This is a genomic window from Pseudoxanthomonas sp. GM95, assembly GCF_900109775.1.
Lineage (GTDB): Bacteria > Pseudomonadota > Gammaproteobacteria > Xanthomonadales > Xanthomonadaceae > Pseudoxanthomonas_A.
In genome coordinates this window covers 1,644,534-1,667,704 of record NZ_FOAX01000001.1, presented here as the reverse complement: position 1 = coordinate 1,667,704, position 23,171 = coordinate 1,644,534, and the positions used below count along the sequence as shown (strand labels likewise).

The 23,171-nt window shown below is 64.8% G+C and carries 14 protein-coding genes; 12 read left to right on the top strand and 2 right to left on the bottom strand.

Annotated elements, in window-relative coordinates:
- Nucleotides 1-611 precede the first annotated feature (611 nt).
- The 7 genes from BMZ17_RS07715 to BMZ17_RS07685 all read left to right on the top strand — a co-directional run bounded on the left by BMZ17_RS07715 (nucleotide 612) and on the right by BMZ17_RS07685 (nucleotide 13,008).
- A complete protein-coding gene (locus tag BMZ17_RS07715; protein ID WP_175485502.1) occupies nucleotides 612-3,020 on the top strand; it encodes a winged helix-turn-helix domain-containing protein in 2,409 nt (802 codons plus the stop codon).
- Between the two features lie 220 nt (nucleotides 3,021-3,240).
- Nucleotides 3,241-7,572, top strand: coding sequence for a YadA-like family protein (locus tag BMZ17_RS07710; protein WP_093137819.1), 4,332 nt, complete (start codon nucleotides 3,241-3,243; stop codon nucleotides 7,570-7,572).
- A gap of 151 nt (nucleotides 7,573-7,723) precedes the next feature.
- Nucleotides 7,724-9,559 carry a S8 family peptidase gene (locus BMZ17_RS07705; protein WP_093138106.1) on the top strand — a complete coding sequence of 612 codons (1,836 nt, stop codon included), beginning with the start codon at nucleotides 7,724-7,726 and terminating at the stop codon, nucleotides 9,557-9,559.
- Nucleotides 9,560-10,011: 452 nt separating this feature from the next.
- Nucleotides 10,012-10,437: a hypothetical protein gene (locus BMZ17_RS07700; RefSeq protein ID WP_139202825.1), complete on the top strand. Its 426-nt coding sequence runs from the start codon at nucleotides 10,012-10,014 to the stop codon at nucleotides 10,435-10,437.
- Between the two features lie 42 nt (nucleotides 10,438-10,479).
- Complete coding sequence (locus BMZ17_RS07695) at nucleotides 10,480-10,776, top strand: hypothetical protein (RefSeq protein ID WP_093137815.1); 297 nt, start codon at nucleotides 10,480-10,482, stop codon at nucleotides 10,774-10,776.
- A gap of 164 nt (nucleotides 10,777-10,940) precedes the next feature.
- Nucleotides 10,941-11,660, top strand: a complete 720-nt coding sequence (locus tag BMZ17_RS07690; protein ID WP_093137813.1) for an IclR family transcriptional regulator — start codon at nucleotides 10,941-10,943, stop codon at nucleotides 11,658-11,660.
- Nucleotides 11,661-11,772: 112 nt separating this feature from the next.
- The gene (locus tag BMZ17_RS07685) at nucleotides 11,773-13,008 is read left to right on the top strand and encodes an MFS transporter (RefSeq protein ID WP_217645740.1); all 1,236 of its coding nucleotides are present in this window, start codon (nucleotides 11,773-11,775) and stop codon (nucleotides 13,006-13,008) included.
- On the opposite strand, the gene BMZ17_RS07680 is transcribed toward BMZ17_RS07685, so the two are convergent.
- Nucleotides 12,987-14,156, bottom strand: a complete 1,170-nt coding sequence (locus BMZ17_RS07680) for a mandelate racemase/muconate lactonizing enzyme family protein (RefSeq protein WP_093137809.1) — start codon at nucleotides 14,154-14,156, stop codon at nucleotides 12,987-12,989. The two genes, BMZ17_RS07685 and BMZ17_RS07680, sit on opposite strands and share 22 nt — an antisense overlap.
- Nucleotides 14,153-15,085 carry a dihydrodipicolinate synthase family protein gene (locus tag BMZ17_RS07675; RefSeq protein ID WP_093137807.1) on the bottom strand — a complete coding sequence of 311 codons (933 nt, stop codon included), beginning with the start codon at nucleotides 15,083-15,085 and terminating at the stop codon, nucleotides 14,153-14,155. Before BMZ17_RS07675 ends, BMZ17_RS07680 begins: the two co-directional genes overlap by 4 nt.
- A gap of 245 nt (nucleotides 15,086-15,330) precedes the next feature.
- On the opposite strand from BMZ17_RS07675, the gene BMZ17_RS07670 reads away from it, so the two are divergent.
- From BMZ17_RS07670 to BMZ17_RS07650, 5 genes are read left to right on the top strand one after another with little or no spacing between them, the layout of a single operon-like run.
- On the top strand, nucleotides 15,331-18,033 hold the full coding sequence (locus tag BMZ17_RS07670; RefSeq protein ID WP_093137805.1) for a TonB-dependent receptor: 2,703 nt from the start codon (nucleotides 15,331-15,333) through the stop codon (nucleotides 18,031-18,033).
- 27 nt (nucleotides 18,034-18,060) lie between these two features.
- Nucleotides 18,061-18,798 carry an SDR family NAD(P)-dependent oxidoreductase gene (locus tag BMZ17_RS07665; RefSeq protein ID WP_093137802.1) on the top strand — a complete coding sequence of 246 codons (738 nt, stop codon included), beginning with the start codon at nucleotides 18,061-18,063 and terminating at the stop codon, nucleotides 18,796-18,798.
- The gene (locus BMZ17_RS07660; RefSeq protein ID WP_093137800.1) at nucleotides 18,795-19,718 is read left to right on the top strand and encodes a 2-dehydro-3-deoxygalactonokinase; all 924 of its coding nucleotides are present in this window, start codon (nucleotides 18,795-18,797) and stop codon (nucleotides 19,716-19,718) included. Before BMZ17_RS07665 ends, BMZ17_RS07660 begins: the two co-directional genes overlap by 4 nt.
- Entirely contained in the window at nucleotides 19,715-21,163 is a 1,449-nt protein-coding gene (locus BMZ17_RS07655) for a 2-dehydro-3-deoxy-6-phosphogalactonate aldolase (protein WP_093137798.1), read from the top strand. Before BMZ17_RS07660 ends, BMZ17_RS07655 begins: the two co-directional genes overlap by 4 nt.
- Nucleotides 21,160-23,106 (top strand): sialate O-acetylesterase, encoded by a 1,947-nt coding sequence (locus BMZ17_RS07650; protein WP_093137796.1) that lies wholly within the window; start codon nucleotides 21,160-21,162, stop codon nucleotides 23,104-23,106. The genes BMZ17_RS07655 and BMZ17_RS07650 overlap by 4 nt, the downstream gene beginning before the upstream one ends.
- The last annotated feature ends 65 nt before the right edge of the window (nucleotides 23,107-23,171 follow it).

Genomic DNA, 23,171 nt, shown 5'->3' with positions numbered 1-23,171 from the left:
CCACGCCTGGCCACCTGGTACTTGGCTCCGGGTTCCACCCGCAAGATCTTTTGGCCTATGGCATAGGGGTGGGCGCAAGCGCGACCGGCGAGAAGATCTTCGCTTGGATGCGAAGTAGGTAAGCGATCGATCGGCAATCGAATATTGCAGTGTAAGTGTCTGGGCCTGACCGCCTTCAACAACTAGAAGGCTTTGCTTCCCTGACTGAGATCGGCACACCCTTCAGGTAAGCACTAAGAAGGCCGCTTCGGGCCAATACCCGGCACCTCTGCAACTGCAATCCAACCCTCACAAACGAGGCGGCATCTCCAAAGCTCCACCCGCGGTCCCCATGACCGATGGCAGGCTGTTCAAGCAGTCCTGTCGGCGCTTTTATATGATCGGATTCACTCTTTTTGAAGCGTGGCGTTCGTGGATAGCAATGGGGGATGTCGTGGCGGGAACCGCGCTACACGCGGGCTCGTCAGAACACGAGTGGCGCTAATGGCTGGAATCCTGGCCACACCCGCGCCGCCGGAGGATCAATCCAATGGAATTGGGAATGGGGTAATGCGCGGGACTGGGCGCTGGACTGCGCCTTGCACCGGGCGCCGCGTCGCGCCGGAGTTGTGATGGGCGCTGCGCGGTATCGCTTCGGCCCCTATCTGCTGGATACAGCCAAGCGCGAGCTCTCAAAAGATCTGGAACCCGTGGCGCTTCCCGCGCGGGTCTTTGAGTGCCTGATCCATCTGATCGAACACCACGATCGCGCCGTGGACCGTGACGAGCTGGCCCTGGCAGTGTTCGCGCGACAGGACGTCTCCGATGCGCAGCTGGCGCAGGTGATTCTGCGAAGCAGGCGCGCCGTTGGCGATGACGGCCAGGAACAGCAAACTATCCGCACGGTTCCGCGTTATGGATTTCGCTGGGTCGCCGGCGTTGCTTTGGAAGTGGTGCCTGCACCGGCTCCGCAAGCAACCGGCCTGGTCGAAGCTTCAGTCGCCGCCGCTCCAGCGTTTGAGTCTGCTGACGATGCAAGGCTAGACAATGCCGAACCCGAGCCGCCGGTTGCCCAGGCCATGGCCAACCCGCGTTCACCGGGTGCCAGTCGCCGCCTCATCACCCTGGTTGCCATAGGAGCAGGCCTGGCGATGGCGTTGGTCGCCGGTGTCGCGTTGTGGCGCCAATCACTTCCACAAACCACCGTGGCGAACTCAACCCCCTCAACCCCGCAAGCCAGAGCCGTGAACCCCTTGCTGGTTTTGCCTGTCCAGGCGGGCGGCGACGATGACCAGGCCTGGGTTCGCCTGGGGCTTATGGATGATCTCGCCAACCGGCTACGCCAGTCCGGCCTGCCCGTCGTCTCAAGCGACAGCACGCTGAGTCTGCTTGGCGCCGCACTGCATGCCGGCAAAGCCGAGCCTGAGCAAGCGCAGCTCAGACGCCAGTCCGGGGCAGGCTGGATCGTGCAGGGCCAGGTGGAAGGGTCGTCAGGCCAGTGGACGGTGCACTGGCGGGCGCAGGATGCCCAAGGGCTGATGCACCACGTCCAGGCCAGCGGGAGCAATGTCCTGTCCACCGCGCGCCTGGCCGGCGATCGACTACTGGCGGCGCTTGGCCATCTGCCCCCGAAGCATGCCGGCGATGAGGATCCGGGCCTGGCCGAGCGCCTGCAGCGCGCGCAGGCGGCCATGTTGGCCAACGAGTTCGACACCGCCAGGCGTGTGCTGTCCGAAGCACCGGAGCTGCAGCGCGCGCAGCCGCTGTTGCGCTATCGGCTGGCGACGGTGGATTTCCGCGAGGGCCGCTATCCGCAGGTCCTGGCCAGCGTCGATGCACTCCGCCAGGATCCACTGACCCGGCGAGACCCGCTGTTTTTGGGACGCCTGCAGTTACTGCGGGGCGCAGTGCTGGCACGCCTGGGCCGCTACCCCGAGGCGGAGAGCGAGTACGAGCAGGCCATCGCCACCCTGCAACCGACCGGCTCGCCGAACGAGTTGGGGGATGCCTTGCTGGGTCGGGGCAATACCCGCATGGCGCAGCACCAGTTGGACGAGGCCCTGGAAGACTTTGGCCGGGCCCGGGTGCAGCTGCTCCAGTCGGGCGACGCCCTGGCGGTTGCGCGGGTGGAACTGGCGGTGGGTTCCATCCAGCTGTTGCGCGGCCTGCCGCAGCAGGCCTTGGACTACTACCGACACGGTGCGCAGGAGTTGCGCCAGCTGGGGGCGCTCAACGAACTGGCCAGCGTGCTCAACCTGACCCAAGCCGTGGACCTCCAGTTGCTGCAGCCAGCCCAGGCCTTGGCCATCAGCGATCAGAGCTGGGCGCTGGTCCCGCATCTGCATGACCCGGCTTTGCGCGCGAGCATGCGGCTGGCGCGTGCCGAAGCCCTCGCTGCCAACGGGCGACTGCATGAGGCCAGCGCCGTGCTGGCTGATCCTGAGCTCGCCGCCTTGCCGCCCAGCGAGGCACGCCGGCGCGCGGTGATGTCTATCGAGCTCACGCGTGACCAGGCGAATACGGCCTCACGCCTCCAGACCTTTGATCAGACACTCGGCAGTTGGCCGCCGGACCAGTCCGCGGTGCTGCGGACCTGGCAGCGGGTGCATCGGTTAGGGCTGTGGCGCCAGCTAGGACAGCCGGCGCCACTGGCCGATCGTGCGGCAGGCAGCGGTGGCGGACTCTCGCTGGCACTGCTGGAGGCCGGTCGCCAGGGCGATCCGGTCAAGGCCGATGCGATGTACCACGACGCCCTGCGCCACGCCGGCGAGCAAGGCATTCCACGCGACCTCAAGGAGGCGGTGAGCGGCTATGCCGACTGGCTGATGCTGCACGGTCGCACCAGCCAGGCTGCCGGACTGCTGGGACAGGTCATGCCTTGGGCCGATCAGGATTTCGATCTGTCGATCCTGCAGGCCAGGATCTATGGACGCCTGGGTGAACGCGAGTCCTGGCAGGCCTCCCTGCAGCGTGCCAAGGCGCTGGCCGGGGAGCGCGCCATCCCCTCCGATGCCATCACGTTCCATCCAGACACGCTGTAATCGCTCCGCAACACGCTGATCAGAAAAGAGAAATCCTCCAGCAATTAAATCGTCAAGAAGTTGGAATGACGCCATGTGACCGGCGTGACAGGGTTCAGTCACGGTTGCGCTGACGGTCCTCCTGGACAGTCGCTCAACCATGGGGAGGCCCGCTGCCACCGCCACAAGGCAGGTGCGCACGCCGGCCATGCACTGACATTCCAATGGGTTCGGACTGACTATGAATCGTATCTACCGCAAGGTATGGGACGCCGTGCGCGGCGTGTGTGTGGCTTCGGAGCTGGCCAAGGCCAGGGGCAAAGGGCACGCGCCGCGCCTGCTGGAAGCGGTGGTCCTGGCCACGGTGGTCGCCGCCGGTCCTGCCATGGCGGACGAACCTGGGACGCCCCAGCAGCGCGCGTCGGTGGCCCAGGTGACCCAAGCTGATCCGGCCACTTACTTCACGGCGACCGGTGGCAAGAGCAGCGATGCCGGTGCTTATGCAGAAGGCGAGGATGCCACTGCGGCGGGCGAGGCCAGCAATGCGATCGGCGAGGGCGCGTCGGCTTTCGGTAGCGGCGCCACCGCCTTTGCCGACGGCGCCACGGCCATCGGCCTGGACAGCACCGCCATGGCGGCCAATGCCGTCGCGGTCGGCACGGCCGCTCAGGCCATTGCCGAGCAGGCTGCCGCGCTGGGCGCCAGTGCCACAGCAGCCGGTCAGGCTTCGACCGCGCTGGGGGCCTCGGCCACTGCGGCGGCCGATCAGTCCACCGCCATCGGAGCCAACGCCGATGCCGAAGGTGTGCAATCCACCGCGGTAGGCAACGGTGCATCGGCCAGCGGTCAGTACGCCGCCGCCTTCGGCACCTCGAGCATGGTCGACGGCAATGGCGCGCTGGCCATGGGCAACTTCGCCAAGGCGCTGGCCGACCATGCCGTCTCGGTGGGCGCCGGCACCCTGGCAGAAGGTCAGGGCAGCACCGCGCTGGGCGGCGCCATCCTGATCGGTCGTTTCTATCGGGCCTCGCAGGCCCTGGGCACCGGTGCAACCGCGGTAGGTGCCGGAACCAATGCGTTCGACGACTACAGCACCGCCCTGGGCACGCGCGCTGCGGCCACGGGACTGAACACCACCGCGGTCGGTTTCCTGGCCAAGACCAATGCCGACTACGCCACCGCGTTGGGCGAGGAGTCGATCGCCAATGGCCTGCAGAGCGTGGCGCTGGGCTCGCTGTCATTGGCCACGGCCGACAACAGCATGGCGCTTGGCTTCTACAGCGAAGCCGATGGCGCAGATAGTGTTGCGCTGGGCTCCAACTCGATCGCGGATCGGGACAACACCGTCTCGGTCGGCAGCGCGGGTGCCGAACGCCAGATCACCAACGTGGCCGCAGGCACCGAAGCAACCGATGCGGTCAACCTGGCTCAGTTGAAGCAGACCTCGGACTACTTCACCGCCAAGGGCGGGGAGAGCAGTGATGCCGGCGCCTACGCCGAAGGTGAAGACGCCACCGCGGCAGGTGAGGCGAGCAACGCCATCGGTGTCGGAGCGTCGGCTTTCGGTAGCGGTGCGACCGCTTTTGCCGACGGCGCCACGGCCGTCGGCCTGGACAGCACGGCCATGGCGACCAACGCGATCGCCATCGGCACGGCCGCGCAGGCCGCAGCCGAGCAAGCCGCAGCCGTCGGCGCCAATGCAACAGCGGCCGGTGCAGCCTCGACGGCGCTGGGATCCTCAGCCCTGGCAACAGCAGACCAGGCCACGGCGGTCGGTGCCAACGCCGATGCCGAAGGACTGCAGTCCACAGCCGTGGGCAATGGCGCCACGGCGAGCGGCCAGTACGCGGCGGCTTTTGGCGCCTCAAGCACGGTGGATGGCAACGGTGCGCTGGCCATGGGCAACTTCGCCAAGGCTTTGGCCGACCATGCCGTGTCGGTGGGTGCAGGAACGCTCGCCCAAGGGCAGGGCAGTACTGCGTTGGGCGGGGCGATCTTGATCGGTCGCTTTTACCGCGCCTCGCAAGCATTGGGCACCGGTTCGACCGCTGTGGGCGCGGGCACCAATGCGTTCGACGACTACAGCACGGCGCTGGGAACGCGTGCATCTGCGACCGGCTTGAACAGCACGAGCGTCGGTTATCTGTCCAAGACCAACGCCGACTACGCGACCGCGCTGGGTGAGGAGGCGATCGCCAATGGCCTGCAGAGCGTTGCATTGGGCTCGGTGTCACTGGCAAACGGCGACAACAGCATGGCCCTGGGCTTCTACAGTGAAGCCGATGGCGCAGATAGTGTTGCCTTGGGTTCCAACTCGATCGCCGATCGTGACAACACGATCTCGGTCGGCAGTGCCGGTGCCGAGCGCCAGATCACCAACGTGGCGGCCGGCACCGCCGATACCGATGCGGTGAACGTCGGCCAGCTCAACGCCGTGGCTGAGCAGGCCAATGCCACCAGCACCTATTTCACTGCGACCGGGGGCGAGAGCAGCGCTGCCGGAGCCTATGCCGAAGGTGAGGACGCGACCGCAGCCGGTGAAGCCAGCAACGCGATCGGTAGTGGGGCGACGGCATACGGCAGTGGCGCCACCGCCTTCGCAGATGGCGCCACCGCAGTGGGACTAGACAGCACCGCGATGGCGGCCAATGCGGCGGCTTTCGGGGTGAGGGCGTATGCCGCCGGTGCGGAATCGGTCGCACTGGGCTATCTGGCCACCGCCTCGGCCGACTACGCCACCGCTGTCGGTGCCGAGACGGTCGCTGCGTCCAAGGCAACCGCGGTGGGCTATCAGGCCAGCGCCGAGAACACCTATGCCACAGCCGTGGGCCAGCTCAGCACCGCCTCTGGCCAGTGGTCTTCGGCCCTGGGTTCCAACGCGCGCGCTGATGGAGCCAACGCCTTGGCTGCAGGCAACTCGACCCAGGCGCTGGGCAGTCACTCTGCTGCGGTTGGTGCAGGTGCCTTGGCAGAAGGGATCGGCAGCACGGCCGTGGGCGGTGCGGTCTATCGCCTCGGCCGCTATGCCGCCACGCAGGCCAATGGTGTTGCGGCCAGTGCATTCGGCGGCGGGGCGGTGGCCTATGGCGACTACAGCACCTCGCTGGGCGCCCTGAGCGAGGCTGATGGTGCCTATGCAGTGGCCGCGGGCTACCGCTCGGCCGCCAATGGGGACTACACGCTGGCCATGGGCTGGTATGCCACCGCCGATGGATCGGACGCGCTGGCGTTGGGCACCGAAAGCGAGGCGGCAGGAACCAGCAGCGTGGCGCTGGGCTATGGGAGCGATGCGCAGGGCGCCGACAGCGTGGCGCTTGGCTCGGGCTCGGTCGCCGACCGCGACAACACGATCTCGGTCGGCAGTGTCGGCAGCGAACGCCAGATCACCAACGTGGCCGCCGGTACCCAAGACACCGACGCGGTAAACCTGGCGCAGCTCAAGCAGGTGACCGCCAATGTCGGCGCGGTTGCCGACAGCGCGGTGACCTACGACGACGACACCAAGGATCAGGTGAGCTTTGCCGGGGCCAATGGCACAACGCTGGATAACGTGGCCGGCGGCGTGATCAGTGCCGGTAGCCTGCAGGCCGTCAACGGTGGCCAGTTCTACAACGCACTAGGCAGCCTGGCCCAGGCGCTCGGTGGCGGGACTTACCTCAACAATGGCGTGCTGAGCGGCACCAGTTACGTGGTCGCTGGTGACAGCTACTTCAGCGTTGGCGATGCGCTCACCGCCCTGGACTCGGCCGTCAGTGCGATCGATAGCCGCGTGACCACCGTCGAGCAGACGCCAACCGGTGTGGCGGCCGGCAGAGGCAAGGGCACCTCCGTCGGCACGGACAGCTTGGCGACCGATCCCACCGATACGGCCGTGGGCAGTGGCGCCCAGGTGGCCGCCGATAGTGGCACGGCCGTAGGTGCTGGCAGCACGATTGCCGCGGCGGCCACCGATGCTACCGCTGTGGGTGCCAACAGCAGCGTGACTGCGACCGGTGGCACTGCTGTGGGCGAGGGCGCCAGCACCAGCGCCAGCAACGCTGTGGCACTGGGCAGTGGCTCGATCGCCGATCGTGCCAACACGGTGTCGGTTGGCAGCGCCGGCAACGAACGCCAGGTGACCAACGTGGCGGCCGGCACCGCAGATACCGATGCGGCCAACGTGGCCCAGGTCAATGCAGGTGATGCGCAGACCCTGGCCAGCGCGCAGTCCTACACCGACACCACCGCGACCCAGACCCTGACCTCGGCCAAGGGTTACACCGACAGCCAGGTCAGCGCGCTCAATGACGACTTCAGCAAGCTCAAGAGCGACGTCGACCAGCGCCTGCACGGGATGGATGAGCGGATCGACCGGATGTCGGCCATCAGCGGTGCCTACGCCGGCATGGCGATGAACACCGCAGGCCTGGCCGGACAGAACCGCGTCGGCGTGGGTGTCGGTGGCCAGGGTGGCCAGAAAGCCCTGGCGGTCGGCTACCAGCGGGTGATCGGCAACCGCGCCAGCGTCTCGCTCGGCGGGGCCTTCTCCGGCGATGAGAAGAGTGTCATGGCGGGCGCCGGCTTCAGCTGGTGATGCCTGTTCGGGGGGGCGCGTGCCGCCCCCTGTTGCTTCCGCGTGCCCGACTCAGGGGGCGGGCACCGGCTGTCCCTCACGCGCCTTGCGGGCGCGCGTCTTCCACTTCCAAGGAATCCATAAGGTGAACAAGCTCAACAACGTGGCGGCCATGGTCCTGGCCGCCGGGTGTGCGCTGGCGGTCCATCCGTCCGCCCATGCCGCCCAGACCGTGCTGGCGGTCAAGCCGCTCAACGTCAACCAGGCGCTGCAGCAGTCCGAAGACACCGACCGCATCGTGGTGCGCTACAAGAGCGCCTCGCTCAGCAGTGCGAGCAAGCTCAGCGCCGTGACCGGTGCCGCGATCCGTGCGGGCATCCTGCAGCCAGCCACGCGCGCTGTGGCCGGTGCGGCTTCATCCACAACGCTGACCGCCAGGCGCCTGCGCACGCTCTCCATCGGTGGCGAGGTGATCCAGCTCTCTCGCCAGATCAGTCCGGCAGAACAGACCACGCTGCTGACCAAGCTGCGCGCCGATAGTACGGTGGAGACTGCGTACGTGTCGCACCGCGCCTATGCGCAGGCAAGCGACCCGAACGATGCCTATTGGGGCAACTACGAGTGGACGCTCAAGTCCGGCGCCGGCGGCGTCAATGCGCCCGCCGCGTGGGATACGACCAAGGGCGCAGGCGTGATCGTGGCGGTCCTGGATACCGGCATCCTGCCGCTGCACCCGGACCATCCGGTCAACCTGCTGGAAGGCTACGACTTCATTAGCGATGCCGAAGTCTCCGGCCGCGCCACCGACGACCGTGTGGCGGGTGCCATCGACCAGGGTGACTGGACCACCGACGAGCAGTGCACCACCGGCTGGAAGGGACAGCAGAGCAGCTGGCATGGCACGCACGTGGCCGGCACGATCGCCGAAGCCACCAACAACACCATCGGCATGGCGGGTCTGGCGCCGGATGCCACCATCCTGCCCGTGCGCGTTCTGGGGCATTGTGGTGGCTATGAGGATGACATCGCCGATGCGATCGTCTGGGCCTCGGGTGGTCACGTCGAGGGCGTGCCGGACAACCAGAACCCTGCCGAGATCATCAACATGAGCCTGGGCGGGGGCGGTGCCTGTACCGAGCGTCCGCTGTATCAGGCTGCGATCGACGCGGCTGTGGCCAATGGCACCCTGGTGGTCGTGGCCGCAGGCAACAACGCGGCGGACACCAAGAACTACTCGCCCTCCAGCTGCAACAACGTAGTGACCGTGGCGTCCACGGGCTACTCGGGCCAGATGTCGAGCTCGTACACCAACTACGGCACGCTGGTTGACGTTGCTGCGCCGGGTGGCGCGGTCACCGAGGGCAACCCGAATGGCTACGTGTGGCAGCAGGGCTATAACGGCACCACCACCAATACCTCCGGCGGCTACACCTACATGGGCATGGCAGGCACCTCGCAGGCGACCCCGCATGTCTCTGCAAGCGCCGCGCTGGTGCAGGCGGCCCTGATTGCCGCTGGCAAGGCGCCGCTGACGCCGGCCGACCTGGAAACGCTGCTGAAGAAGACCGCGCGTGCCTTCCCGATTGCGCCCTCCAGCAGCACGCCGATCGGTAGCGGCATCGTCGACCCAGTGGCCGCCATCCAGTCCGCCCTGTCCGGTGGCGACACTTGCGACAGCGACAGTGCCGACTGCGAGACGGGCGTGACGCCAGTGGAGAACAAGGTGAACCTGGTCAACCTGTCCGGGACCTCAGGATCTGAGACCGTCTACAGCTTCAAGGCCACCGCTGGTGCGGCATTGAGCGTCATCACGCTGGGCGGCACGGGCAACGTGGATGTTTACGTGAGCTACGGCAAGACGCCGAGCACTTCGGTGTACGACGCCAAGTCGGCGCGCGCTGGAAACAACGAGACCGTGCGCATCGCCACGCCTGTGGCCGGCACGTACTACATCAAGCTGGTGGGTGCTTCGCAGTACGCGGGCGTGACGCTGAGCGTTCGCCAGTAAGGGTTACGCGGACCTTTGTCCGCGGGGAAGAGCCCGGCCAGGATGGCCGGGCTTTTTTCGCCTATCGGGCCAGCCAAATCAAAGTGGACCACCGAGCAGGCTCTGCGCAGGCGGGCGCGGACGCGGGTATACCGACGTTTGGCTCACGGAGCTTGTACCACCGATATCCGTGAAGACGCAGGCCAACTAGAACAGGGCTTCTGCTCAATGAGCCGCCCCCTTTAGCGCAAAGCATAGGATCAACCGGAGTCCGGCTTTGAGAAATCAAGTCACTAGGTGATGGCCATCCTTAAGCGAGACGAAAGTTTCCGGGTCCTTGGCCGTCGATGGTTCTCCATGCCGCAGCGCATCGTGACGGTACGCAATGCCGAATCTATCGTAGAGAGCGAGGCCGCCAAACACTGCCTCATGGATTAAGAAAACCAACACAGGGGAAAGTCATGGAAGTTCCCATGTATCGCGTGACTATGCTCGCGCTGCTGAGCTTGGGCAGCCTCCAGCTGCTCCACGCGCAGGAGCAGCCGGTATCGCCAGGTAGCACGAAGGAGAGCTCCATTGAAGTTTGCGATCCGGCAGGCGAGCGTGCTTACCTCGGCCGGCTGATCTGCAAGGACGACTCGCATCCGCAATTCAAACGGTTGGGCAGCGTGGGGATGCGCCAGGACCTGCCGCCCAATCTTTCCGAAGACGCAATGGCTGATGCGCTGATGTCCTCGATGGGAGGCGAGAAAATTAAGCCTGGTGAGTTGGATCACCACACAGTCGACAGCTACAGCGTTGAGTGTGGATCTGACAAGACCGTGCTCTTTCTCGATATGTATCACTGCGACGCCGCCGCCCCGCAGGAAGCGCCGGCAGGCTTCAGGCTGATGAATTGATGACATCTTCTATCAAGACGAAGAAGCCCACGGCCCACGACTATGGAATACGCACTTCTGTTCATCGCGGTATCGATGAACATCGTTGCTTCGGTGGCGGTGCTTCGTCTTCAAGATGCTTCAGGGACGCAGCGCTTTCTGATGCTGGTCTTCGTGTGGCTGGTCCCCGTGTTGGGGGCGATCATCTGCGGAGCTTTCTCGCGCGCCGTGGCTCGGCAGCCCGAACCGATGAGCCAGAGTGATGGTCCCATCGGGTTTGATGGCGGCGAGTTCTCAAACTCAAGCGTAGACAGCAGTGACTGCGGTAGCAGCGATGGCGGCGGAAGTTGCAGCGACTGAAGGTTGCCTTCCGGCCAGAAGCGAATTAGGCCGATTACCTGATATGACGGCGCATAGGTGCATGGGCACTCGGAGGCGGGGCAACGCGAGTGCTTACAGGCCAAGGTTCTTTGCTAGTGTTGCTATAGGTGGAATTACCCTCGTCGTCCCAGTACGCTTCGCCGATGCGCACCAAGCCCAATGCACAGCCTAACCAGTCGCTGATCGACGGGATCGCCACGCTTCAGGCGCTGGCTTCGTCTGCCGAGCCGATCGGCTGCCGCGAGCTTGCGCGTCAGCTCGATGCCAATCCCACGCGCGTGAACCGCCTGCTCAAGACGCTGGCCTATCTGGGCATTGCGCGGCAGACCGCCGATCGCAAGTACACCCCTGGACCAGGCATGCATGTGCTGGCCGCGCAGAGCCTGTTTGCCTCGGGTCTGATTCGCCGCGCGTTACCCGTGCTGGAGCACTTGCGGCGGTTCGGTCACACCGTTGCGCTGGGTGTGCTCTGGAACGACAGCGTCAGCTATCTGTTCCATGCGCCACCAGGCATCGAGGCTGCTCGTGGCCTGGGCCGCATTGGCCTGTTGCCTGCCACCACCAGCGGAATCGGCATCGTGCTGCTGTCCCAGCTGTCGGACGAGGAGGTGCGCGAGATTTATGCCGATCGCGAGATCCCCATGTTCCCGGAAGGGATTGATCAGCTGTTGGCGACGCTGGCCAAGACGCGCGCGCAGGGCTATGCCCGCGTCCATGTGGCCGATGAGCGTGACCATCACATCGTGGCCATCGCCATGGGCGATCCGGTCCATGCCGGCATTGCCATGTCTGGATGGATCCCCGAGTCGGCCACTGCCGAGCTGGTTGCTGCACTTGGTCAGGCGGCCGAAGAAATCAGCTGAAAGCTCTGCCGCGGTGCGGTTTGACTTGTTGCTAAAATAGCAATACGTTCGATCCTCGCTTTCGGGAGGAAGACGCATGGCTGTGGGAGTTGAGGGTGGGCGGTCAGGGAAGGTGCGCTGGCTCCTCCTAAGCCTTTTGTTCGTCTCGACGGTGATCAACTACCTCGATCGGCAGGCGCTTTCGATCCTGGCGACCACCATCCAGGCCGACTTGAAGATGTCGGACCTGGAGTACGCCCGGGTCGTACAGGTATTCCTTCTTGCCTACGCCTTCGCCTACGTACTGGCTGGACGGGTCACCGACTGGCTGGGCTCCAAGGTCGCGCTGGTGCTGTTCATTGGCTGGTGGTCTCTGGCCAATATCGCAACCGGCCTGGTTCGCAGCTCGGTGGAGTTGGGCGCAGCGCGTTTTGCGCTTGGCCTGGGCGAGCCCGGCAACTACACAGTGGGCACCAAGGTGGTGTCCGAGCATTTCCCCGCGCGCGAACGTGGGTTGGCGCTCGGCCTGTACACGGCAGGCGCAATGATTGGCGCCACGATTGCGCCACCATTGATCGGCGGCATCGCGCTGGTCTACGGCTGGCGCAGCGCGTTCTGGATCACCGGCCTGGTCGGGCTGGCCTGGATCGTGGCCTGGTGGTTCGCCTATCCAAAGCAGTCGGCACAGGAAGCGGCCCAGCCCAAGCCGTCGATGAAAGGTGTCTGGGGAAAGCTCGCGCGTACGCCGGCCGTATGGGCGTTGGTCGCCTCGCGCGCGGTCGCCGATCCGGTCTGGTACTTCTACCTGTTCTGGTTCCCCAAGTACCTGGGAGACGTGCGCGGCATGAGCCTGGCCACGGTCGCCTCACTTGCCTGGATTGTGTATGTGACTGCCGACATCGGTAGCGTCGGCGGCGGCGCGATCTCTGGTGCACTGGTACGCCGAGGCCATAACCCGGTGCGCGCGCGCCTGCTCAGCATGACGGGCGCCGCCATCGTGGCGCCGGTCGGCATCTTCATTACGCTGCATCCTTCGGTGCCGGTGCTTTTCGCGCTGGCCTGCCTGGTCACCTTTGCCCATCTGGTCTACCAGATCAATCTGACCTCGATGGTGGTGGACATCTTCCCCACGCGTTACATCGCATCTGTGGCCGGACTGATCGGTTGCGGCAGCGCGCTGGGCGGAATGCTATCGGCTCAGGTGATCGGCATGCTGGTATCGGGACACGCGTTTGACCGGACCTTCGTGCTGATGGCCTTTCTGCATCCGATCGCGGTGTTGCTGGCCTGGACGGCGCTGCGCCTGGCGCGGCGCTCGCCCCTGTCACTGGTCTATGACGGACCGGCTCAGCCGATCGCTTCGGCGTGATCCCAAAAGGCCGGGCCCGGCGTGGCCCCCAGGCCATGGCCGGTTGGCAGGTGGTAATGCCCGTCGCGATAGGCCATGTCGGTATCGAGCATCTCCAGTGACCGGGAGAAGATCGAGTGCTGCCACTCGTGTCGCCACAGACCCGGCGTGACGGTGGTTGCATGCAAGCTGGCGGCCATGAACAGCCCGCCACCGATGGTGGCATGAGGTGCGACCTGTACGCCGTATGCGTGCGCCAGTCGGGTGATGCGCAGGAACTGGGTGACGCCGGTGTGCCCCATCTCTGGTTGGATGTAGGACAGGCTCTTTCCCGACAAGCGTAGCCGCGCTTCGTACTCGGTATGCCATTCCTCGCCGGCGGCCACCGGGACTGGACTGCGGCGTCCCAGCTCGATCAGGCCATCGACATCCTCAGGCTTGAGTGGGGCTTCAATGAACTTCATCTGGTGCGGTGCCAGCTGATGTGCCAGCGCCAGGGCCTGCTCGCAGTTGAATTTCCAGTGCAGGTCGACCATCAGCTCGGCATCTGGACCAAGGGCCTGGCGCAGGGCGGCCATTTCTTCAACGATGCCATCGTGACTGACAACTGCATGCACCTTGAATGCGGTGTGGCCCTGGGCGGCGAAATCGCGCGCCATGCTGACCTTTTCCTCGAGCGTGGCGGCAGGCAGGCCGGACAGGTAGCCAGGGATCGCCTCGTACTGGCGCTCACCCAGTAGCGTCCAAAGCGGGACGCGCTGCGAACGCGCGCGCAGGTCCCACAGTGCGATATCGAGCGCGGCGATGGCATCGACATGAAATCCGCCGAAGCAGCCACGCACACGCATCAACCCGTAGAGGTCATCCCAGATCTGCTCCACATCTTCCGGATCGCGCCCAATCAATTCCGGTGCAAGCAGGTCGTTGATGAGCTCGCACACCGCGCGCGGCGCGCAGATGCCATAGGTCTCGCCCCAACCAACCGCGCCATCTTCGGTAGTGACCCTGACCACGACCGATCGGTCGACGGTGGGGTAGAGCGTGCCGTTCCCCTTTCGGACCAGATAGCCGCGGCTATTGACCCGCTCACCCGGACCCAGCGGCCCAAGGTAGGGCGTGGTGCGCGGGATGGTCAGGATGAAGGTCTCGACCTGTGTGACCTGGCTCATGCGAGATGCCTCTTGGTCCGGCCGGGCACCGAATCCATCGGAACCAGATCGGCAATGCGGCTGAGCAGGATATCCAGCTCACGCTGGTCATCGGCGTCCAGGGCCGGGCCTGGCGCGCGGACATGGTCGCTGGCGATCAGCCCGCGTCGCTTGAGCACGGCCTTGGTCAGTCGCCAGCGGAAGATCGCCTGCATGCTCAACAGGGGCAGGGTGCGCTCGAAGAGCACGCGTGCATATTCGCGCTCGCCTGCGGCCCATGCGGCCAGCATCGCCACGTGCACTTCTGTGATCTCGCAGGCCGGCATGGTGCCGACCGCGCCGCGGGTCAGCTCATCCAGCACATAGCGCGCGCCTGCGCCGCCGAACACCGCCTGGACCGAACCGGCCGTGCGCTGACTCAGGGCGGTGATGCGATGGCCCGAAGGCATGGTCTCTTCCTTGACGTAGGCAATGCCGGGCACGCTGGCCGCCAGGGACACCACCTCTTCCACGCCAAGGCCAATGCCCATCGGCGCGGGCGCGTTCTGCAGCATGATCGGCACGCCGCTGCGGGCGTGCAGGTCATTGAAGAAGGTGGACATGGCAGGCAGGTCGCCGGCATGTGCATGCGGGGTCAGCACCATGACGGCGGCAGCCCCGATCTCCGAGCCAGCCACGGCATAGGCCACGGCCTGGTCGAGGGTCTTGGCGCTGGCGCCAATGATCACCGGGACGCGTCCGCGGTTCCATTTGCCAAGACAGGTCGTCAGATCCAGGCGCTCCTGCGGCGTCAGCATGTCGTACTCACTGGCCAGGCCCGGGAAGACAACACCAGCCGCGCCAGAGTCCAGCAGGTACTCAAAGACATTGGAGGTCCCGGCTTCGTCGACCCTGCCGTCGGCGTGGAAGATTGTCGGGAGGATAGGGAAAACACCCTGCAGCTCAGCCATGCACGTGGTCTCGGCGATTGATGTGTCAAAGGAAGCAACAGCTTTCGAGCCTTGCGGCGCCGAGGCCTCGCTAATTCTGCGTTCTTCGCTGCGGTGCAGCGTGTATCGCGAAATCATATTGCTATATTAGCTACACGCTGCCAAGCCGCAGCGCAGCAGCGATTGACGGATAGCGCTGGACCCGGGGTAGCTAGGCCATCGCAGCCAGCCAGTCCGGGTCCCACACTTGGGGGAGGGCCCAACTCATGCGTAATGTTCGACGTTCGACCTTGTATATGGCCGTCGGGGCCTGCTTGCTGGCACCTGTTGTGGCATCGGCGCAGGCCGTGTCGCAGGAACCAGCTGGACAGCAGGCGCTGCAAGAACAGCCTGCGATAGAGCAGGCTGGGGAGCAGGGGAGTGCAAAGACGCTGGATGCTGTGAGCGTGGTAGGCATCCGCGGCAGCCTCGAGGCGGCGCGCGACATCAAGCGGGACTCGGCCCAGATTGTCGATGCGGTGGTCGCCGACGACATAGGAAAGCTGCCCGATACCAACGTTGCCGAATCGCTCGCGCGTGTGGCGGGCGTCCAGCTCGAACGTGGCATGGGCGAGGGCAGCGACATCCTGGTGCGCGGCCTGAAGGAAAACGTCGTGCTCTACAACGGTCGGCAGATCGTCGATGCCACCGGCCGCGGCGGCAATGGCCTGGATCAATTGGCCACCTCGACCTATGGGTTGCTGTCGCTGGTCCCCTCCGAGCTGATCTCGCGGCTGTCGGTGACCAAGCTTGCGGGCTCCGACCAGATCGCCGGCGGGCTTGGCGGCATCATCGACATCAACACGCGCATGCCACTGGACGGCGACGTCAACCAGAACGTGGTGAGCCTGGCGGGCACCTACGACGAACTTTCCAAGGACGTGGGCAGCAACGCCTTCGGCCTGTTGAGTGCGCGCAACGAGGACCGCACGTTCGGCGCCTTGATCTCCGCCACCTACGGTCAGCGCGAGGTCGTGCAACAGGGCCTGGATACCTTCTCCGGTTACGCCAAGTACACCGATGCGACCGGTGCCACGCGCTTTGGCAGTACCGACATGCGTGCCCAGAATATCGACGACGATCGCAAGAAGACCGGCGTCAGTGCGGTCCTGCAGTGGCGACCAGCCGATGGAGTCGAGATCACTGCAGATACCTTTTACGCACGCCAGCAAGCCGAGCGCGATCGCTATTGGGTCGCCTTCAATCCGGCTGCGGGCCTGAGCAATGCGGTCTACTCCGATCACAACATCCTGCTGGCCGGACGCTCTACCGGCACGGTCCTGCTCAACACCGAAGTGGCCGATGTCGACTCAGATACCTGGTCCTCGGCGCTGCGCGCCAAGTTCCGCGTGGGTGACCACCTGGATGGCAGCGTGGAAGGCAACTGGGCCAAGTCCACGGCGAGCTATCACCAGCGTTACATGCGCCTGGCGCCGATGGCGGGCCTGACCTCGATCACCGACTTCGACCTGCGCAGCGGCAGCTTTGGCAGCTTCAATGTCAGTGGCATCGATGTGACCGATCCTGCGCAGTGGCGCATGACCATCATGTTCGACAACGACTGGCGCGCAGAAACAGACAGCAAGGCGCTGCGCACCGACTGGAGCCTGAACTTCGATCAGGGCGCTTTCACCTCCCTGGACTTCGGCGCGCGCTTCAACCGCATGGAAAGCGAGCAGAACCCGCTGCGCGCCGATATCCGTCCTGCTGGTGGCATCCCCGCCACCCAGCTTGCGGATTACCTGCGGGTCTACAGCAACAATGACTTCCTGCCGGGTGAGTTTGCCGGCTTACCGCGCTCCTATCTGGGAGCCTATCGCGCCCAGTTCGGCGGATGCGGCACCTTCACCACGATCCCGGCGATCTCGCAGAACGCACAATGCCTGGATCCGCGCAACAACGCGCTGGCCTATGCCGCGACCTTTGGCGTGGATGAGGACTTCCTGGAGGCCTATACCAAGCTCAACTGGGACACCACGCTGGGTGACATGGGTTTTTCGGGCAACGTTGGCGTGCGCATGGTTGACCGGGATCTGGAATCCCGCGGCAACCTCCTCAATGCTGCCGGTATGGCCCAGCCGTCCACCTTCCGTCGCACTGACCGTGAGTTCCTCCCGTCGGGCGTGGCCAAGCTGCAGCTCTCCGATACCTGGGTCCTGCGAGGCGGCGCGGCCAAGGTCGTGGCATTTCCCAATACCGAAGACCTCAACAACGGCGTGACGCTCAATAACAATGCCGTGTTCGACACCAACGGCGTGCAGATCTCACCAGGCACCGGCACTGGTGGCGCCCCGGATCTGGATCCGTTCAAGGCAACCCAGTACGACCTGTCGCTGGAGTGGTACTACGGTGGCCAGGGCATGTTGTCCGCAGGCCTGTTCTACAAGGACGTGTCGACGTTCATCGTGCAGCAGCAGAGCGCCGAGACTTACAACAACACCAACTATCTGGTGCTGCGGAAGGTCAACGGCGACAGCGCCACGGTGCGTGGCGCCGAGCTCCTGGCGCAGGTGCCGTTCACCGGCATGCTCGAAGGCTTTGGCATGGTCGCGACCTATACCTGGATCGATTCGGAAACCCCGATCCAGGATGTCAACGGCAATGCACTGACCTTTCCTGGCCTGTCCAAGAACAACGTCAACCTGATTGGCTATTACGAGAACGGGCCCTTCGGTGCGCGCGTGGCCTACAACTGGCGCGACGAGTATCTGGTCGGTTTGTCGGCAGCGGCCACCGGCATCTACAACGATACCTACAAGGATCTGTCGGCCAGTGTCAGCTACGATTTCACCGATGCGTTGTCGCTCAAGCTGGAAGGCAACAACCTGTTGGACAGCGAACAGCGCACCTACGATGGCTTTGAGGAAGGGCTGCGGACCAATGTGGTCTTCGGGCGTTCCTACAAAGCGCTGCTGACCTACCGATTCTGAAGCCGCATTGAAAAGGACGTTGGGAACATGAGCGAAGGCTCGATGCAGGGAATGGTCGCACTTGTCACAGGCGCCGCCAGTGGAATTGGCAGCGCGGTGGTGTCGCGATTGAAGGGCGACGGGGCCAAGGTCGCCGCGCTGGACCTGGCCGTCGTTGAAGATGCAGATGCTTCGGCCCAGGCGGACCTGCGTGATGCCAATGCGGTAGGCGCTGCCATCGACCAACTGGTTAAAGCACTAGGTCCATTCGATGCGGTGGTCCACTGCGCAGGCATCTGTCCCTCCGGCGGCACATTGGATCACGATGATGCGCTCTGGATAGACACCTATTCGGTCAACGTCCTTGGCGCGCTTCGGGTCATGCGCGCAGTGGTCCCCGACATGCGTCTTCGAGGTGGCAGCATCGTGCTGGTGTCTTCGATCAACGCGCGTTTTGCCACGCCAACCCTGGCGGCCTATGCGGCGTCCAAGGCGGCACTGGAAGAAGTGGCACGCACCGCGGCGCTGGAATTTGCCCCGGAAGGCATTCGCGTCAACTGCATGGCGCCGGCATCGGTCGATACGCCGATGCTGCAGGCATCCTTTGCCAGGGCAGACGATCCCGAGCATGCGCGGGCGCGCAACGTGGAGCGACATCCACTGGGCCGATTGGGCACGTCGCAAGATGCTGCGGAGTTGGCGCTGTTCCTGGCATCGCCACGAAGCGGCTGGATCACCGGGGGCGTCTTCCCTCTCGATGGTGGCGCGGGAGTGACGCGCCGATGAGGGATCACGCCAACGCCCCTATTGTGGGAATCAATTGGGGCAGCACCAACTTCCGCGCATTCCTCATCGACGCTGATGGCCAGGTGCTCGACAAGGTCGAGCAGCCGCGCGGTATCGCGGGCCTGGATCGGGCGCAGATGCAGCTGATGGTCGAGGAGCTGGCATCGCGCTGGCCCCAGGCCGGACAGGTCTACGCCTGTGGCATGGTTGGGTCGAACATCGGCTGGAGCGATGCTGGCTACCTGGAGTGCCCGGCGACCCCGGCGGGTTTGGCCAGGCAGCTGCATCATGTCCAGATCGGAAGCGTGGCGGTCGCGATCGTGCCAGGCCTGGCCTGCCGCCGTGCCGCTGATGGCGCTCCGGACATCATGCGAGGAGAGGAGACAGAACTCCTCGGGCTGATGGCAACAGGCTCGGTACCCGCCGATGGTCTGGTGGTCCTGCCGGGAACCCATAGCAAGTGGGTCCGGTTGCAAGAGGGGGCGGTGCTGGAGTTCCTTACCGCCATGTCTGGCGAGATCTTCGACCGATTGACCGCAGCAGGTCTGCTGGCGTCTGTGGTGGATGGTCCGGCAGTGCAGGGCGAAGTGTTCGATGGCGGCGTGCGCGCGGGGCACGCGGGAATGGGCCTGGGGAGCCAGCTTTTCGGCGCGCGCGCGCGGGTCATTCGTGGCAATCTGCCTCGAAGCGACGGCGCCTCCTGGCTGCGTGGCCTCTTGATCGGTGCAGAACTGGCCGACGCGCAAGCACTTTGGCCACAGGTGGTCGGTGAGCCGCTTACCGTGGTCGGCGCCGCACCGGTCTGCGAACTCTATGCCCGCGCACTGTCGGTGCTGGGCGGGCAGGGCAAGCCTTCTCCGTCGCAAGGCGCGGTCGTTCGTGGCTTTCTAGCTCTGCATCAGGCGGCGGTCTTGCCATGACCTCCCATTACCTTGAACAGTTCGACGCGTTCCTCGAGCAGGCTCCGCTGGTTGCCATCCTCCGCGGTCTTCGCGGAGACGATGCCATTGAGGTGGTTCAGGCGCTGTTTGACGCCGGCGTGCGGCTGGCTGAAGTCCCGCTCAATTCGCCTGATCCGTTCGACACGATCGCCAAGTTGGCCAGCCATTTTGCAGGCCGCATGCTCATTGGCGCGGGCACCGTCATGGATGCAAAAGAGGTCGTGCGCCTGTCGAAGGTCGGCTGTGCCTTCATCGTTTCACCCAACGCCGATCCTGCAGTGATCGCAGCGAGCGTGGCGCACGGCATGGTGTCATTGCCAGGCTTTTCCACGCCGAGCGAGGCCTTTACCGCCCTTGCCGCGGGCGCGCGTCATCTCAAGGCATTTCCCGCGCATGACGCAGCGCCGCGGTTGGCAGCGCTGTCTGCAGTGCTACCTGCAGGCGTGAAGGTATTGGCCGTCGGCGGAGCGACGCCCAAGGACCTGGGCGCCCTATGGCAGTCAGGGGTGTGCGGGGTCGGGATCGGATCGGACTTATACAAGCCCGGCCGTACGCCTGAAGAGGTCGGTAAACGGGCTTTGGGCTGGATTGAGGCGATCCAACGGCGCGCCTCATCAGCGGCATCTCTTGTCTGCAATCCCCAAACCATGGTCGGCGAATCGCCCTTGATCGTGGATGGCGATGTGCTGTGGGTCGATCCGACCCGGCCAGCGCTGCTGCGCTGGGACGGCCAGCATTGCCACACGATGGCTCTGTCCGAGCCGGTATGGGCCCTGGGACTGTCCAACGGCGGACTGGTCGGCAATGGCGAGGAGCACTTCGTGCGCCTGGATGTGGACGGAACCATCCATTCGGGGCCGCACATCGAAGTCGGCCCAGGGTGCCGCCTCAACGACCTGGTTGTTGATGGAGCCGGTGGACTATGGGCCGGCTCGATGCATCGCGGCCTGTTGGCCGGCCGGGGCGCGATGTTCTACGCCCCTTCGGTCGACCAGCCGGCAAGACGGGTGGCAGATGGGCTGGGTGTCGCCAACGGAATGGCATTCTCTGCCGATGGCCACACGCTGTTTGTGATCGACACGCTCTCCCGCACGCTGCTGGCCTATGACGCGGACATCAAGCTCGGCATCCTGGGCGAACCGCGCGTCATCACTGATTTTTTGGGCATTCCCGGCAAGCCGGATGGGATGGCGATGTCCCCGGATGGAAGGCTTTGGGTTGCGATGTGGGGCGGGGATGCTGTGATTGAGCTTGCCGCCAACGGCGCCTTGCTACGCTCAATCCCTGTGCCAGCCCACCATGTCGGGAGCCTGTGTTTCGACCAAGGCGGACGCCTGTTCGTCACCACCGCGCGGGCCCGGCTTTCGCCACAGGCATTGGCGGCAAATCCAGGGTCGGGCGGCCTCTTCGTCATCCAGCCATGAGTCGGTTTATCCGACTCGTGGCGACCTCATTGGCACTGTTGATCACGGTGGCTTCTCAGCCAGCGCTGGCTGCACAGCTGCTCGGGGCGCCCTTCGCCGATCATGCGGTTCTGCAGCGCGATCAGCCGATCCTGGTCTGGGGCATCGCATCTCCGGGCGCACGGATTTCCGTGACCCTCGCCGGTCATGAAACCAGTGCACTGGCATCAAAGAGCGGCGCCTGGAAGGCAACCCTACCGGCGCTAGCTGCAGGCGGGCCCTTCACCCTGGAAGTTCAAGCCGGCCAGCGACATCAACGCGTGGACGATGTACTTGTCGGGGACGTGTGGCTATGTGGCGGGCAGTCCAACATGGAATTTCCAGTAGAGCGAGCGCTGGATGCCAATGCCGAAATCGCCAATGCTTTCGACTCGAAGATCCGCTTGCTGCGGGTCCCAAAAAGCAGCGCCGATAGTCCGAATCAGGCATTTTCATCGGCGGCCGCCTGGTCTGAGGCGACTCCAGATACCGTGCGGTCGTTCTCGGCGGTGTGTTGGTATTTCGCCAAGTCACTACGACGAGATCTTGAAGTCCCCTTAGGGCTCATCAGTGCTTCGTGGAATGGCTCACGCATCGAGGCCTGGACGAGCCAATCGGCGCTTCGCCGCGCCGGCGGGCTCAATGCTGAACTGGCTTTGCAGGAAACGCACGCCCGGGATCCTGACGCGGCCATCCAGCCGTGGGCTGCGATGTGGGAGAGGTGGTGGCGCAAGCATCAGACCTCCGGAGAAGTGCGTCCGCCCTGGTCGCCTGATGCCGCTGGAGACTGGAGCCCGACGCATCCTTCTTCGCGGTGGGTCGCACCTGCGCTTGCCGACCACGTCGGCTTGATCTGGTTCCGAACAACGGTCGAACTCAGCGCGTCGCAGGCACTGCAAGGTGGCGTGCTTGAGCTGGGACGAGCTGACGAAATCGATACGACATGGGTGAACGGCCACGGGGTCGGCACAACTTATGGCTCTGCCGTCCAGCGTCGCTACGCCGTGGCGCCGGGGATCTTGCACGCCGGTTCCAACACAATCGTCGTCAATGTCCTCAATACCTATCGTCAGGGCGGCCTTAACGGATCTGACGTCGCCAGCCGCGCCTTGGTGCTCGCCGATGGAGTGCGCTTGCCTTTGGAAAAGGCCTGGCAGGTACGCCCCGAGCCAGAGGCGATCGGCATGCCACCAGCAGCACCCTGGATGTCCGCTTACGGGCTGGGCACGCTCTACAACGGAATGATTGCGCCACTTGCCGGTTACGGCTTGCGGGGAGCGCTGTGGTATCAGGGCGAGTCGAATACGCACGAGCCCGAGCGCTATGGCGCGCGCCTCGCCACCTGGCGTGATGACTTTCGCGCGCACTTCGGTGCGGATCTTCCGCTTGTGGTCGTCCAGCTGGCTGGATATGGCCCGGCGGCTACTGCGCCCGGGCAAAGCGCGTGGGCCACGCTGCGTGAGGAACAGCGCCGCTTGGTCGCTCAGGACCAGCACGCGGCGTTAGCCGTTACGATCGATCTTGGAGAGCATGGTGACATCCATCCTGCCAACAAGCAGGAGGTTGGCCGACGCGCCGCGCTCGCGGCCCTCGCACAGGTCTATCGCGTGCGCGCATCTCCAACTGGTCCGGTGCCGCTGCAGGCACGTCGCGAAGGTGATGATGTGCTCGTTCGATTTGGCGGTATCGAAGGTGCGCTGGCGGCTCTTGGGGGTCAGGATGTACTGGGGTTTGAGTTGTGCGACCAAGGCCTGAAAGAATGTCGTTACCCACATGCCGCTATTGAGGGCGACATCGTGCGGCTAAGCCTGGATGGCAGTAGGGAGGCGACAACCGTGCGCTATGCATGGGCAGACAGCCCGATCTTGAACCTGTATGACGGCTCCGAACGTCCTGCGGGACCGTTTGTTGTGCCAATTAATTAGTTGTAGCAAAGGCGGCAGGCTCAAAGTTCGCTTCAACGAGCTTCCGCCGCTTTTCGGTAGCGGTC